The organism is Eoetvoesiella caeni, assembly GCF_003315175.1.
Lineage (GTDB): Bacteria > Pseudomonadota > Gammaproteobacteria > Burkholderiales > Burkholderiaceae_B > Eoetvoesia > Eoetvoesia caeni.
Map to the genome: position 1 here is coordinate 160725 of NZ_QNRQ01000002.1, position 14257 is coordinate 174981.

Annotated in this window: 13 protein-coding genes; 4 read left to right on the forward strand and 9 right to left on the reverse strand. The window is 59.1% G+C overall.

Going from position 1 to position 14257, the window contains the following annotated elements:
- Positions 1 to 3: 3 nt before the first annotated feature.
- Entirely contained in the window at positions 4 to 717 is a 714-nt protein-coding gene (locus DFR37_RS04390; protein WP_113932025.1) for a DUF502 domain-containing protein, read from the reverse strand.
- Between the two features lie 7 nt (positions 718 to 724).
- Positions 725 to 1069: an FmdB family zinc ribbon protein gene (locus DFR37_RS04395; protein WP_113932026.1), complete on the reverse strand. Its 345-nt coding sequence runs from the start codon at positions 1067 to 1069 to the stop codon at positions 725 to 727.
- A gap of 377 nt (positions 1070 to 1446) precedes the next feature.
- Here DFR37_RS04395 and DFR37_RS04400 point away from each other — a divergent pair, with 377 nt between their 5' ends.
- The 3 genes from DFR37_RS04400 to DFR37_RS04410 all read left to right on the forward strand — a co-directional run bounded on the left by DFR37_RS04400 (position 1447) and on the right by DFR37_RS04410 (position 4984).
- Positions 1447 to 2673, forward strand: coding sequence for an aminotransferase-like domain-containing protein (locus DFR37_RS04400; RefSeq protein WP_113932027.1), 1227 nt, complete (start codon positions 1447 to 1449; stop codon positions 2671 to 2673).
- A gap of 134 nt (positions 2674 to 2807) precedes the next feature.
- Positions 2808 to 3692: a 4-hydroxybenzoate octaprenyltransferase gene (gene ubiA / locus DFR37_RS04405; protein WP_113932408.1), complete on the forward strand. Its 885-nt coding sequence runs from the start codon at positions 2808 to 2810 to the stop codon at positions 3690 to 3692.
- A gap of 17 nt (positions 3693 to 3709) precedes the next feature.
- On the forward strand, positions 3710 to 4984 hold the full coding sequence (locus DFR37_RS04410; RefSeq protein ID WP_113932028.1) for a putative Na+/H+ antiporter: 1275 nt from the start codon (positions 3710 to 3712) through the stop codon (positions 4982 to 4984).
- Positions 4985 to 5238: 254 nt separating this feature from the next.
- Here DFR37_RS04410 and dctP read toward each other — a convergent pair whose 3' ends face one another.
- The 3 genes from dctP to DFR37_RS04425 are packed head-to-tail and all read right to left on the reverse strand — an operon-like array spanning position 5239 to position 8030.
- Entirely contained in the window at positions 5239 to 6213 is a 975-nt protein-coding gene (gene dctP, locus DFR37_RS04415) for a TRAP transporter substrate-binding protein DctP (RefSeq protein WP_113932029.1), read from the reverse strand.
- A gap of 12 nt (positions 6214 to 6225) precedes the next feature.
- Entirely contained in the window at positions 6226 to 7548 is a 1323-nt protein-coding gene (locus DFR37_RS04420) for a TRAP transporter large permease (protein WP_113932030.1), read from the reverse strand.
- Positions 7548 to 8030 (reverse strand): TRAP transporter small permease, encoded by a 483-nt coding sequence (locus DFR37_RS04425; protein ID WP_170139828.1) that lies wholly within the window; start codon positions 8028 to 8030, stop codon positions 7548 to 7550. The genes DFR37_RS04420 and DFR37_RS04425 overlap by 1 nt, the downstream gene beginning before the upstream one ends.
- 434 nt (positions 8031 to 8464) lie before the next feature.
- Here DFR37_RS04425 and DFR37_RS04430 point away from each other — a divergent pair, with 434 nt between their 5' ends.
- A complete protein-coding gene (locus tag DFR37_RS04430) occupies positions 8465 to 9076 on the forward strand; it encodes a 2OG-Fe(II) oxygenase (RefSeq protein ID WP_113932032.1) in 612 nt (203 codons plus the stop codon).
- A 105-nt stretch (positions 9077 to 9181) separates the two neighbouring features.
- On the opposite strand, the gene DFR37_RS04435 is transcribed toward DFR37_RS04430, so the two are convergent.
- From DFR37_RS04435 to DFR37_RS04450, 4 genes are all read right to left on the reverse strand, one after another.
- A complete protein-coding gene (locus DFR37_RS04435) occupies positions 9182 to 9913 on the reverse strand; it encodes an ABC transporter ATP-binding protein (RefSeq protein ID WP_113932033.1) in 732 nt (243 codons plus the stop codon).
- Entirely contained in the window at positions 9910 to 10692 is a 783-nt protein-coding gene (locus DFR37_RS04440; protein ID WP_113932034.1) for an ABC transporter ATP-binding protein, read from the reverse strand. Before DFR37_RS04440 ends, DFR37_RS04435 begins: the two co-directional genes overlap by 4 nt.
- A complete protein-coding gene (locus DFR37_RS04445) occupies positions 10689 to 12608 on the reverse strand; it encodes an ABC transporter permease (RefSeq protein ID WP_113932035.1) in 1920 nt (639 codons plus the stop codon). Before DFR37_RS04445 ends, DFR37_RS04440 begins: the two co-directional genes overlap by 4 nt.
- Before the next feature lie 164 nt (positions 12609 to 12772).
- On the reverse strand, positions 12773 to 13987 hold the full coding sequence (locus DFR37_RS04450) for an ABC transporter substrate-binding protein (protein WP_113932036.1): 1215 nt from the start codon (positions 13985 to 13987) through the stop codon (positions 12773 to 12775).
- Positions 13988 to 14257 lie beyond the last annotated feature (270 nt).

Here is a 14257-nt window from a genome sequence, read left to right on the forward strand (position 1 = left end):
ATATCAGGGCTGCCTGGCCTGCCCGGCCGCTTCGGGCCCGGATACCGCGCCAGGCGAAGATTCGTCCGAAGCCAGGGAATGGCCGCCGTCGCCCGGGCCGTAAGGGCCGTCCGGCTCGTCAAGGAGCTTTGCGGGCGGCGCAACCACGCCCATCGACACAATGTACTTCAGGGCCGCATCGACGCTCATTTCCAGGTACTGCACATCGCTGCGCGGCATCATCAAGAAGAAGCCGGACGTGGGGTTGGGTGTGGTGGGCACATAGACGCTGACGTAATCGCCGGCCAGCTTTTCGGCCACTTCGCCGCTTGGGGCGCCGGTAAGAAAGGCAATGGTCCATGAGCCGTGGCGCGGATACTGGACCAGCACGGCTTCGCGAAACGCCTGGCCGTTGGGCGACAACACGGTGTCGCTGACTTGCTTGACCGAATTATAGATAGAGCGCACCAGGGGTATGCGCCCCAGCAATTGCTCCCAGCGGTCGACCAGCGTGCGGCCAATGAAGTTGGCACCCAGCAGACCGCTGACAAACACTACCAGCAAAACCAGCAGCAGTTGAAAGCCTGGAATGCCCACGCCGAACAGCGACTGCGACGACAAGAACGCCGGCACGACGCTTTCGAGCGTATTGAACAACAGTGCAATGACCCAGATCGTGATGACCAGGGGAATCCAGATCAACAGACCTGTAATGAAGTAGCGTTTGAAAAAGCGCATGCCTGCCTTATGTGGGCGACGCAGGTCCGGACGCCGGCGCAGCGGGGGCGCTTGCCGCCGCTGGAGCCGAGCCGGTGCCTGAACTGGTACTGGAAGACCCGGAGGCCGGCGCGGCTTGGTGGGAACTGGAATGAGAAGCCGAGTCGGCACCCGTGCTTGACGAACCGCCGTTGTTGCGGAAATCGGTTACATACCAACCCGACCCCTTAAGCTGGAAACCCGCAGCCGTAACCTGCTTTTCATAAGTGCTTTTACCGCACTCGGGGCAAACGGTTAGACGCGGGTCGGACATTTTCTGCAGGACGTCTTGCGCATGTCCGCAAGCGTTGCAGCGATAAGCATAAATAGGCACGAAAAAAGTTCCAAGAAAATTTGCCTGATATCAAGCCGCCAGACGCCACCAGTGCAGCTATCGTGGAGTAATTCGCGGCAAAACTCGGCGGCCCGGCAAATGCATGCCCGGGCAGGCAGCAGGCCAGGCCCAAAAAACACCTTGCTGATTCGTGATTTTAGCCGTTTTTGCCGACATGCACCCGCGCCGGGACAAGCAACGGCAATGCCGGGCGCTATTGGGCGTGGGCGCCTGTGCGTCCGGGCCGGGAAAGGCTTATTGCGAAATGAGGCTTTATGCGCCTGCCAGCGTTGTAAACAGCCGCATAACCGAGCATTTTACTGCCAGTTGCAGTATTCTAGGAGGTTATTGCTCTTTTTTTAGGAACAAGCAGGATCATGAGCTCTACCGCCCAGCCTTATACCTTTTCGCAACGCGCACAAAAAATCACCAGCTCGACCATCCGCGAGATATTAAAGGTCACTGAACGGCCCGAAATTATTTCGTTTGCGGGCGGCTTGCCGGCGCCGCAAGGGTTTCCGGTAGACACCATCAATGCGGCCTACGATCGCGTCCTGCGCGAAAATGGCCGCTCGGCTTTGCAATACGGGCCTACCGAAGGCTATGCGCCCCTGCGCGCCTGGGTGGCCAACGACCTGAAGCGCGTGGGCGCGGCCCATGTTTCGCCCGACGAAGTCCTTATCGTTTCAGGTTCGCAGCAAGCGCTGGACATGCTGGGCAAGCTGTTTATCGACCCGGGCAGCAAAGTGCTGGTCGAATCGCCCAGCTATCTTGGCGCGCTGCAATCGTTTTCGCTGTTCGAGCCCCGCTACCAGTCGGTCGCCACCGACGCGGGCGGCCTGGTCCCCGAAGCGCTGACCGACGAATGCGTGCGGGACGCGCGCTTCATTTACGCCCTGCCCAATTTCCAGAACCCGACCGGCACCACGCTTAATCTGGAACGCCGCAAGGCGCTGGTTGCGCGCTGCGCCCAGGCCGGCGTTCCCATTATTGAAGACGACCCCTACGGCGACCTGCGTTACGCGGGCCAGGCCTTGCCCGGCCTGCTGGGCCTGGGCCGGGCGGCGGGCGCCACGGTTATCCGCCTGGGCTCGTTCTCTAAAGTATTGGCGCCGGGACTGCGCCTGGGCTATATCGTGGCCCCGCAACCGATTATCGCCAAGCTGGTGCAGATCAAACAGGCCACCGACCTGCATACCGCCACACTAACGCAAATGGCAGTCTACGAAGCCGTCAACGGCGGCTTCCTGGAAACGCATCTGCCCACAGTACGCGAACTGTACAAACAGCAGTGCGGCTATATGCTCAAGGCCATGGAAGAGTTCTTCCCTGCCACCACCGCCTGGACCCACCCGGAAGGCGGCATGTTCCTGTGGGTCACCCTGCCCGAACACATCGACGCCTCTGAACTACTGGCCCGTGCCATTCAACAGAATGTCGCGTTCGTGCCCGGCGAACCTTTCTATGCCGGCGACGACCGCCGCATCAACACACTGCGCCTTAGCTTTGTGACCGTCCCCGAAGACAAGATCCGCCAGGGCATTGCCATACTCGGACGGCTGATCAATGAGAGCGTCGTTGGGCTGAACAGCAAAGCCGCGTAAATGTGGCAAAGCCGCATAAAATTGCAGTTGCGCAACTGCAAACAAGGATAGCTGTGAACCCGCCTTTGCATTCCAACGGCAACGAACCCGCAAACGCAGGCTCTGCACCAGGCGGCCTGCCCGACCTGTCCGACATGCGGCCCAACGACTGGGTCGAACGCTGGCTGCCGCGCTCATGGGGCCCTTACGCCAGGCTGTGCCGGCTGGACCGCCCGGTCGGCACATGGCTGACGCTGCTGCCTTGCCTGGCCGCACTGGTGCAGGCCGCCGACGGCTGGCCCACACTGTTTCGCCTATTCATCTTCTCGCTGGGCGCACTGCTGATGCGAGGCATAGGCTGCACGCTTAACGATATCTTCGACCGCGACATCGACAGCAAGGTCGAACGCACGCGCTTTCGGCCGCTTACCAGCGGCCAGCTCACATTAAAGAACGCGCTGTACTTTCTGTTGGGGCAATTCGCGGTATGCGCGCTGCTGCTGTTCGCCATCAATGAATACAGCCGCTGGCTGGCCGTGCTGCTGGTGCCGATAGTCGTCGTCTACCCTCTTTGCAAACGCTTTACCTATTGGCCCCAGGTGGTGCTTGGCATAGGCTTTAACTGGGGCATGCTGATGGCGTGGTCCGACACCCAGAACACCGTGCCGGCTGGCGCCATTGCCATGTGGGTTGGAGCCGTGTTGTGGCAGGTAGGGTATGACTCTATTTACGCATACGTCGACGTGCGCGATGATTTGCGCCTGGGCGTGCGCTCGACCGCCATGCGATTCGCCGAGCAAGGCAAGGCCTGGATCAGCGGGTTCTATGCGGCCACCATTGCCCTTTGGGTGTATGGCGGCGCCGCTATCGGCATGGGCTGGGCCTATTACGTGGTCATTGCCGTTATCGCCGCGCACTTCATCTGGCAAATGACGGTCTTCAGCCTGCAACGTCCAGACCGCAATTTCATGCTGTTCCGCGCCAACATGCTGGTGGGCGTGCTGCTTATCGTAGCCGCGCTTGCCGGCACACTTATTTAACAAGGTTCCATTTCGACATGCCCAGCCCGATCGAGGTCATTGCCACAGTATTGTTCGCCATCGCCATCGTCCATACGTTTTCCGTGCCGGTGTTTGCGCGCCTGGCCAACCGCAACGGGCCGCATTCTGGGCTATGGCACATGCTGGCCGAGGTCGAGGTCGTGTTCGGAGTATGGGCTTTCGTCCTGCTGATCGCGATGGCCCTGCTTATGGGAAGCACCCGGGCTATCGAATACCTGGACACCCGCAACTTTACCGAACCGGCATTCGTCTTTGTGATTATGGTGGTTTCGGCCAGCCGCCCCATCATCGAGCTGGTGAACAGGCTGGTGCACGGCCTGGCCCGTGCAATGCCCTTGCGCATTGAACTGGCTACCTTCTTCATTACCATGTCGGTCGTGCCTTTGGCCGGTTCCTTCATTACCGAACCGGCGGCGATGACGCTGGCGGCACTGATGCTGCGCGATGCTTACTTCCGGCGGCCCGGGCAGGCAGGCTTCAAGTACATGACTCTTGGCGTGCTGTTCGTCAATATATCCATCGGCGGCGTGCTTACTGCTTACGCGGCGCCGCCGGTGCTTATGGTGGCTCACACCTTCGGCTGGGATACGGCCTACATGGCTTCGCATTTCGGCTGGCGGGCGGTGGCGGCTGTGCTGGTCAATGCCAGCGTGCTTACCCTTATCTGCCGCAAGTATCTGCTAAGCGGCGAAATCGGCGGCGGCGAAAAGGAATCGCGCCCACCCGTTCCGCTGGGCGTAATCGCCATCCACTTGTTGTGCCTGGTGGGCATTGTGCTGGGCGCGCATCATCCTGTGGTGTTCCTGGCGATTCTATTGTTCTTCATCGGCTATGCCCACGCGTATGGCCGCTACCAGAATCCGCTGCTGATCCGCGAAGGCCTGATGGTGGGCTTTTTCCTGGCCGGCCTGGTGGTGCTGGGCGGCTTGCAGAAGTGGTGGCTGCAGGACCTGCTGGGCGGCCTGGCCCCCGTTGTGCTGTTCTGGGGTGCTACCGTGCTGACAGCCGTAACGGACAACGCGGCGCTGACGTATCTGGGTTCGCTGGTTGAAGGCAGCAGCGACCTGTGGCGCTATATGCTGGTGGCCGGAGCCGTGACAGGCGGCGGCTTGACCGTAATTGCCAATGCGCCGAACCCGGCCGGCTTCTCCATTTTGAAAGGCTTCTTTCCTGATGGCGCGATTTCTCCGCTGAAGCTGCTGGCCGCCGCCCTGGTGCCAACGCTGGTGGCCGCGTTCATGTTCCTGCTGCCGCATTCGGCTTTCGCCTAGCGCTTTCAGGGTGCCGCCCTGGCAATGCATCAGCCGGCAATCTGCCGGCTATTTATTCTTGCGTATCAAACGCGCCAGTATGACGAACAGCGTAATCGAGCAGATCACGCCCACGCCCAGCAGCAGTGCCAAAATAGTTTCCCCGCTTGTCATTACGCTTCCTTCAATGAATTGATCATCATAAACAAAGCCCGGCAGCAGCGCAGGGCGCTGGCCGGGCCTTGATTGTAATGGGGCCGCTGGCCCCGGGCGAATTACTTGCCTTCGCCGCCGAACAACTTCCTTAGCTGAGCAGCGTTTTTAGGGCTGGTCTGGTCAATGGCTTTCCAGGCCGCGGCGTCTGCCTTGGCAACAAAGGAAGCCGCTTCAGCTGGGGGCAGGTCGATGATTTCAATGCCGCCGGCGATAAGCTTTTTCTTTTCTTCGGCGGCCAGCTCGATGTCGTGCGCGAAGTTGCCTTCAAGTTCGGCAACCTGCTTTTGCAGGAATTCGCGCTGCTTGTCGTCCAGCTTCTTGAACTTGTCCTGGTTCATGAACAGGCTGACTTCGACGTTATAAAAGCCCGGGTCGATGCGGTACTTGGTCTTTTCCTGCCAGCCCAGATCGAAAATGCCTACGCTGGGCCAGCCGTAGCCGTCGACCACGCCGCGCTCCAGCGCGGTATAGACTTCGCCGGGAGGCACTTGCAGCGGAGCGGCGCCAAGAGACTGGAAGAACGAGCGGTATACAGGAACGCTACGCAGCTTCATGCCGGCGAACGAGTCGTTGGTGGGCTTTTTGTTGGTGTAGATATGGTACTTGAGGCCTTCGGTTTCGCGGCCCAGCCAGACCATATTGGCCTTTTCGCGATGGATCTTGTCCATTAGCTCGTAGCCGCCATTGGTGCGCAACGTAGCCATGGGCACCGACGTGAAGCTAAGCGCCAGGGCTTCGGGCACCAGGTTGGCGTGGAACACGCCGGTGGTGTTGGCCAGGTCGACAACGCCGGCACGCACCGCGTTGCCGACTTCAAACGGAGGCATGGTTTCGGGGCCGCCGATGAAGTTGATTTGCAGAATGCCCTTGCCTTCGGCGTTGACCTTCTTGACGAATTTTTCGAAGGTGCGGTCAAAGAAAGAATCTTTGGCGAACACGCTTACGGCTTTCAGCGTAACTTCGGCGCTTTGTGCCGCGAATGTGGCAAAACTCAGTGCTGCGGCGATTCCGATCAGCGTGAATTTATTTTTCATCGATATGTCTCCTTAAGGTGTAACCATTAACTGTGGAAGCCCTGTGGCGATCCACGGTAAAAATAACATTGCGCCCAATACCAGTACTTCCAGAATGATGAAGGGCATTACCGAACCATAAATCTGCGTAAGGCGGATATTGCCCGGTGCAACGCTTTGCATAACCATACACAATAAACCGAAGGGCGGCGTAAGCAGGCCGATTTCCATGGCCAGCAACAGCATGACGCCCAGCCACACCGGGTCTATGCCGGCGGTATTGGCCAACGGCATGAAGAACGGCAAGGTAATCATCATCATGCTGACCTGGTCGATAATGCAGCCCAGGAACAGCAAGATAAGCAGCATGCCTATGACCAGATAAATCGGCGACAAATTATATTGCCCGATCATCTGCAGCAATCCGGTCGTGGCCCCGGAAAAGCTGAGCAATTGCGAAAAAGTCGTCGATGCGATCAGCACGAACAAAATGATGACCGAGATACGGGCAGTCTCGATCAAGGCTTTGTAGAACGAGGCAGTGGTGAAAGCGCCATAGCAAACCACAGCAATGGCGGAAGCCACTGCCCCGATGGCTGCCGATTCAGTCGGCGATGCCCAGCCAATAAGCATGCTGCCTACAACAGCAATGAAGATGGCGAACAAAGGCACGACGTCGCGCACAAAGGGCTTCCAGCGTTCCCAGCCGTGCGTGTGGTCGCCCGGGGCGTCGGCGGGCGCAAGTTCGGGGTTGAGCGTGCAGCGAACCATGACGTACGCCACGAAAAGCACGGCCAGGATCAGGCCCGGCAAGATGCCGCCGATAAGCAATTGCGAAATTGAAATGCCCGCCAAGCTGCCCAGCATGACGGCCAGGGCCGATGGGGGAATCAGCATGGCTATGCCGCCCACCGCCATGATGGGCCCCATGGATATGCTGGGATGGTAGCCGCGCTTGAGCATTTCTGGCAGCAGCGTGCCGCCCATCATGGCGGTATTGGCGATGGTCGAGCCCGACAGCGTGGCGAATATGGTGCCGCCCACGACCGACACGATGGAAAGCCGGCCGGGTATCTTGGCAATAAGGCGTTCTATGGCGTTGATGGCCCGGAAGGCCAGGCCGCTATGAAAGAGGATTTCTCCCATGAGGATGAACAAGGGAATTGGGGTAAGCGAAAAGCTGTTGACCGATTGGATGGAGTTGCGCACCAACTGGCCCAGGCCGGCCTCGCCCCCCATGAAGAACCATGCCCCAAGCAGGTTCACCCCCAAGAAAGCAAATGCCACCGGAACCCCGATAAGCATCAGCACGAACAAAACGCCCAATAATGCGCTTAATGCGAATTGCCATTCCATCAGGCTACCTTTTGCGTGTGCGTGAAATCCAGGGCCAGGCGCCGAATGAATTCAATGGTTAATAGAACGAAAGATATCACCATGGGGACGGCCATCCACCAGTCGGGGAAAATCAGTACCTTGAACACCATACCGCCCTGGGCCGCGCTGTCGAGCATGCTGTATATGCTTTGCCCGGCCAGTACGCCGCATATCGCCAGGCATATGATATTTTGCGCAAAGTCGCACCACCACCTGGCCTTGCCTGTCAGGCCGCGCACCAGGATGTCCACGCGAATGTGGTCGTTTGCAAAAACCAGCCAGGGCGCCGCCAGGAAGGCGGAGATCATAAGCATATATTCGGTGACTTCAACCGACCATGCTATAGACGTGATGCCGGTATTGCGCAGCACGACATCAACGCACACCAGCACTGCCATGCCCGCGAACAGCATTGCGGCGATGAACGCGGTGGCGGCCATCACGCCGCGATACGCCCGCATTGCTCTTCCGTGTACCGGCGCCGCTTTATGCGGATGACCAGCATCTCCCATAATGTCTCTCCATTTGTGTAACGCAGCGACTTGCTTGTAGCCAGGCGGTCAGCGAAGAAGCAAACTGCACCGAGCCCAAATCGCAAAGTGAATTATTTTACCCTTAAACTATTTGCGCGAAACTAGGGATAGCTCTAAAAATAGCGTGTAATTTGTGCTTTACGGCGTAGCGTGGGGGCCCCTTTTGCCGCCGGGCCGCTCCCAAGGCAAAAAGCGCCCCCTCGGGGGGCAGCGAACCGCGCAGCGGCGAAGCGTGGGGGCCCCTTTTGCCGCCGGGCCGCCCCAAGGCAAAAGCGCCCCCTCGGGGGGCAGCAAGCCGCATAGCGGCGTAGCGTGGGGGCTTTTTTTATGCCAAAATTCTTGCTTTAGGCGCCAAGAACCCAATGAGCACCCTTGAAGTACTGTTCCACTCCTTGGAAGAACAGGGTTGGGCTGTCTCCGACACACTTGTTCCCCGGGCCTGGCAACAAGCCATGCTGGCGCAAAGCCAGCAACTGTGGCAAGACGGGCATTTTCACCAGGCGCATATAGGCCGCAGCGCAAGCGACAGCCTGAACCCCAATATCAGGGGCGATGCCATTTGCTGGATCGACCCCGAATCGCAGCAAGGCGGCCAGCCCTTCTTTGCCTGGATGGCGCAGTTGCGCCTGCTGTTGAACGAGCGCTACTACCTGGGCCTGCGCAGCCAGGAATTCCATTTTGCACGCTACGAAGCCGGCTGCGGCTACAGGAAGCATCTTGACCAGCATCGCAACAGCGGCCACCGGAAGATATCGGTAGTGCTGTACCTGAACCCGCAATGGGATGCCGCGGACGGCGGCGAGCTTTGCCTGTACTTGCCCGACAACGACATGCAGGAGACGCAGCGGATACTGCCCCAGCCGGCCCGGCTGGTGGTCTTTCGCAGCGACCAGATCCCGCACGAGGTGCTGCCCTGCGCGCAAACGCGCTGGAGCCTTAGCGGCTGGCTGCGCTCGGACGAGGCGCTGGTTTAAGCGCCACGGCCTGGCCGGCTTTTTCCGTTTCTGGATCGCGCATGCGCACAACGCATGCCATGAGCCGAAGTCCATGGCGCGCTATACGCTTAACCACACGCCCAACTACACGCTTAAATAGGCGCGCCGCACTTCATCGTTGGCCGCCAGTGCTTCCATCGAGGCGTGATAGCGGATCTGGCCTTTTTCAAGCACGTAGGCGCGATCGGAAACCAGCTCGGCAAAGTGCATGTTCTGCTCGGAAAGCAAAATGCTGACACCCTGCTGCTTGAGCTCGATGATCATGTTGGCCATTTGCTCGACAATGACCGGGGCCACGCCTTCGGAGGGCTCGTCCAGCAAGACCAGGTAAGGGTTGCCCATCAGTGCACGGGCTACGGTCAGCATTTGCTGTTCGCCGCCGCTCATGCGTCCGCCGGGACGCAAAGGCATTTCGCCCAGATTGGGAAATAGCTTGAACAGGCGCTCGGGCGTCCATTCGGGCGCGGCCGAACCGTCGTTCCAGCTGCGCACGGGCTGGCGGCCTACCGCCAGGTTTTCCATGACGGTAAGGTCGGTAAAGACGCGCCGGTCTTCGGGCACGAAAGCCAGACCCATGCGCGCCGCATGGTACGGCGGGGTGCGGGAAATGTCGTTGCCCAAAAACGAGATGGCGCCGCGGCGCTTGTCCAGCATGCCCATCAACGCCTTCAGGGTGGTGGACTTGCCCGCACCATTGCGCCCCATCAGGGCGACGACCTCGCCGCGCTGCACGTTCAGGTCCAGGTCGAACAGAATCTGGGCGGCCCCGTACCAGGCGGCAAGCCCTTTGGCCTCTAGTAAAGTTTGTGTGCTCATGCTGGTTCCTTTACCGCTGCCTTTTTCTTTTCAAATGTCTTGCCGCTGCCGAAATACACTTCTTGTACTTTAGGGTCGTCGCGCAATTCCAAAGGTTTGCCTTCCGCAATAAGCCGGCCGCGGGCTAGGACTATCATGCGGTCGGCGTAAGCGAACACCACGTCCATGCTGTGTTCGGTAAACAGCACGGCCATGCCGCGCTCGATCACGAGCTTTTTGGTCAATGCCATAAGGTCGTTGCGTTCTTTGGGGGCCATGCCCGCTGTGGGTTCGTCCATAAGCAAAAGCTTGGGATCGTTGGCGATGGCAATGGCCAGTTCGACGCGCTTGACGTCGCCATAGGCCAGTACGCTGCATGGGCGGTCGGCCTGCGCGGCCATGCCTACCTGGTCCAGCAGGTCGATGGCCTGGTTGCGCTTGTAGGCGGAAGCCCGCCGCCAGGTGGAAAGCAGCTTGTTATCGGCCGACAACAAGGCCATTTGCACATTCTCGACCGCGGTCAGCGACGCGAATGTCTCGGCGATCTGGAATGTACGTCCTACACCCAGCTTCCAGATACTGCGCGGCGGCAAGCCGACCAGTTCGTTGCCATTGAGCATGATGGAGCCGCTGTCGGCCCGCAGTTGCCCATTCACCATGTTGAATGTGGTCGATTTACCCGCGCCGTTGGGGCCAATAAGGGCCAGGAGCTCGCCAGCGGGCAGTTCGAAGTTAATGCCGTCAACGGCTCGGACGCCACCGAAGGACTTGCCCAGGCCCGATACTTTCAGCAGACTCATGGCTGCACCTCCTTCATGCTGCTACGCCCTTTGAACTTGTCGCCCATGGCGGAAAACAATAGCTTGAGACTGCCGGCAATCCCTTGCGGGAACAGCAGCACCAGCAACAAAATAATGCCGCCCAGCATGGCGCGCCAGTAATCCGTATTGCGCGCCACCGTATCGTGCAGCCACGTGAACGACACCGCGCCGACTATCGGGCCGACCAAGGTTTGCATGCCGCCCAGCAGCACCATGACCAAGCCGTCGATGGACTTGTTGACGTGCAGGGTTTCGGGCGCAATGCTGCCCTTGGAAAAGGCGAACAAAGCGCCTGCCAGGCCAGCGGCAATGCCGGCCACGACAAAGCCGAACCAGTGAATGCGCTTGACGTTGATGCCGATGGCATCAGCGCGCAGGAAGGAATCGCGTCCCGCCCGCATCGCGTAGCCGAAGGGAGAGAACAGCATGCGGCGCAGCCACAAGGCCCCGCCCACGACCAGTGCAAGCGTCAAATAGTAGTAGGTGGTTTTATCGGACAACCAGGCCGACGGCCAGACGCCGGTGAGGCCGTTGCTGCCGCCCGTGAAGTCGTCCCATTGGTAGACAATGGCCCAGGTGATCTGCGCCACCGCCAAAGTAAGCATGGCCAGATACACGCCCGAAAGCCGCACACAGAACCAGCCGTAGACCAAGGCCCCCACGCCGGCAATAAGCGGCGCCGCGATAAGCGTGAGCTCCATCGGCATGCCCATGGTTTTTACCAGCAATGCCGCGGCGTAGGCGCCCAGGCCGAAGTACGCGGCATGGCCGAACGAGTGCATGCCGCCGGGCCCCATGATGAAATGCAGGCTGACGGCAAACAGCACGGCCACCAGCAAGTCAATAAGCAGGACGGTGACATACGGCGCCTGCACGGTAAACGAAGGCACGGCAATCAAGGCCAGCACCAACGCCGCTGCGCCCAGCTTGAACAGCTTGCTGGACGGCCGCAAGGGCTCTTCGCCATCGCCCGCCGAATGCCCGGGCGCCTGCGGCCGCCCGAACAAGCCCCAGGGGCGCACAATAAGCACGACAGCCATGACCAGGAACTCGACCACCAGCGTCAGCTTGGTGAACGAAATATCAAAGCCGAAGATATCAACGACGCCCAGCCACACGCACACCGCCTTGAGCTCGGCGATAAGCAAAGCCGCCACGTACGCCCCGGTAATGGAACCCATGCCGCCCACCACCACAATGACGAATGCGGCGCCAATGATATGGATGTCCATTTCCAGATTGGCCGGTTCGCGCGGCAATTGCAGCGCACCGCCCAATGCGGCCAAGAATGCGCCCAAGACGAAGACAGCGGTAAACAGCCAGGCCTGATTGATGCCCAGCGCGCTGACCATGCCGCGGTCTTGCGTTGCGGCGCGCACCAGCGTGCCCCAGTGCGTTTTAGTCAACAAGAGCCACAGCAAAGCCAGCACGATCGGACCGATGATAATAAGGAAAATATCGTAGGTGGGGAATTGCCGGCCCAGGATTTCGATGGCGCCCTCAAGGCCCGGCGCCCTGGGGCCAAGCAGCTCTTCGGGGCCCCAGTACCACAGCACAGCGTCGCGAAGCACCAGCGCCACCGCAAAGGTGGCCAGAAGCTGGAATAATTCAGGCGCATGGTAAATGCGCCGCAAAAGGAATATTTCGATCAGGGCGCCAAGAATGCCCACCGCTACCGCCGCCAGGCCAATGGCCGGCCAGAATCCAAGGCTGTTCTCCAGCACCAGGACCAGCGAGTAGGCAACGTAAATGCCCACCATATAGAACGAACCGTGGGCGAAGTTGACGATGCGCGTCACCCCGAAGATCAGCGACAGGCCGGCCGCCACCAGAAACAGCGATGATGCGCCGGCCAAGCCGTTAAGAAGCTGAACAATAAAACCTGATAAATCCATAGCACCCGCCGCTGTTTAATCCAACAAGGGCCTGCAATACAGGCCCTTTATATGCTCTGCTGTTATTTCCATATCAACCGCGCACTTTGCCGGCACAGCTGCCGCACAAAGATAATGTGAAGAACTCCGGCCAAAGGCCGGAGGTCCTTGATCTGGAAATGGAATCAATCCACTTTACGTAGTTTCTTGATCTCTTCATCGCTGGGTTGCAGCTTGGTCCCATCGATGTACTCGCCTTCAGGCATGGCGCCCTTGCCGTCCTTGACGGCAAGCCGGCCTACATGGATGCCCCATGTGGACTGGTTGTCCTGTTCGCGGAAATGCATCTTGCCGAACGGGGTTTCGAAGTCCAGGCCCTTGAATGCCGCGATCATGGCTTCTGTGTCGGTCGAACCCGCTTTGGCAATGCCGGCCGCCAGGGCCTTGACTGTGGCATAGCCAATGACCGAGTTCAGGCGTGGGTAGTCGTTGTATTTTTTCTCGTAGGCTTCGATAAAAGCTTTATGCTCGGGGATGTCGATGCTGCGGTATGGGTAGCCAGTAACGAACCAGCCTTCGGGCGCATCGCCGCGCAGCGGGTCAAGGTATTCCGGCTCGCCGGTCAGAAGACTGACGACTTCGCGGTTCTTGAACAGGCCGCGGGTTTTTCCTTCGCGGGCGAACTTGGTCAGGTCGGGCCCGAACAGCACGTTGAAAATGGCATCGGGCTTGGCGTCTTCAAGCGACTGCACGACCGGGCCGGCATCCAGCTTGCCGAAAGGCGTTGCCTGTTCGGCCACAAATTCCACGTCGGGTTGCAGCTTGGTCAGTTCGGCTTTGAACGCAGCCACAGCGGCCTGGCCGTATTCGTAGTTGGGGTAAATAAGCGCCCAGCGCTTTTTATTCATTTTTGCGGCGGCCGGCGCAACCGACGCGGCCAGTGCATGCGTGCCGGCGCGCAGACGGTAGGTATAGCGGTTGCCGTTCTGCCAGACTACTTTGTCGCTAAGCGGGCCGGAGGCCAGGAAGAAAACCTTGCGCTGCTTGGCGAAGTCGGTAACGGCCAGGCCCACGTGCGAAAGTGTCACGCCGGTAAGCACGTCGATTTTCTCGCGCGAAATGAGCTCTTCGGCAATACGCACGGCATCGCCCGCGTTGGCGTTATCGTCGCGGAAAATGGTTTCAAGCTTTTTGCCCAGCACACCGCCCGCGGCATTGATTTGCTCTTGTGCCAGTTCCCAGCCCTTTTTGTAGGGCCCCAGATTGGCGGGCAATGCCTTATAGCTATTGATTTCGCCAATAAGGATGGTGTCTTTTTTTTGTGCCAATGCTGTATTGGCGCAAAGCCCCATTCCCGCGACCATCGCTGCCGCAATAGTCATATTCTTTAAAAATTTCATGCATTGACTCCTGGCTTTATGATTGGTCTACGTCCCTGGACGCCGGCCTTTCAGATAAGTGCCGGCCTTTATACCGCACTTGGTAAAATGTAGCCAGCACTACAATAACGTGTAGTAAGCACTAAACTCAAAAAAATATTAAGGGAAAATACATCTATGCGCAATGTGGGTTCTCCCCACTTTCGCGAGTTTCGGGCCCGCCAAGATGTAACGCCTTGAGACATAAAATGGCGGCAAACAGCGCCACATCGGCTTTTTCGCTGTTACAGC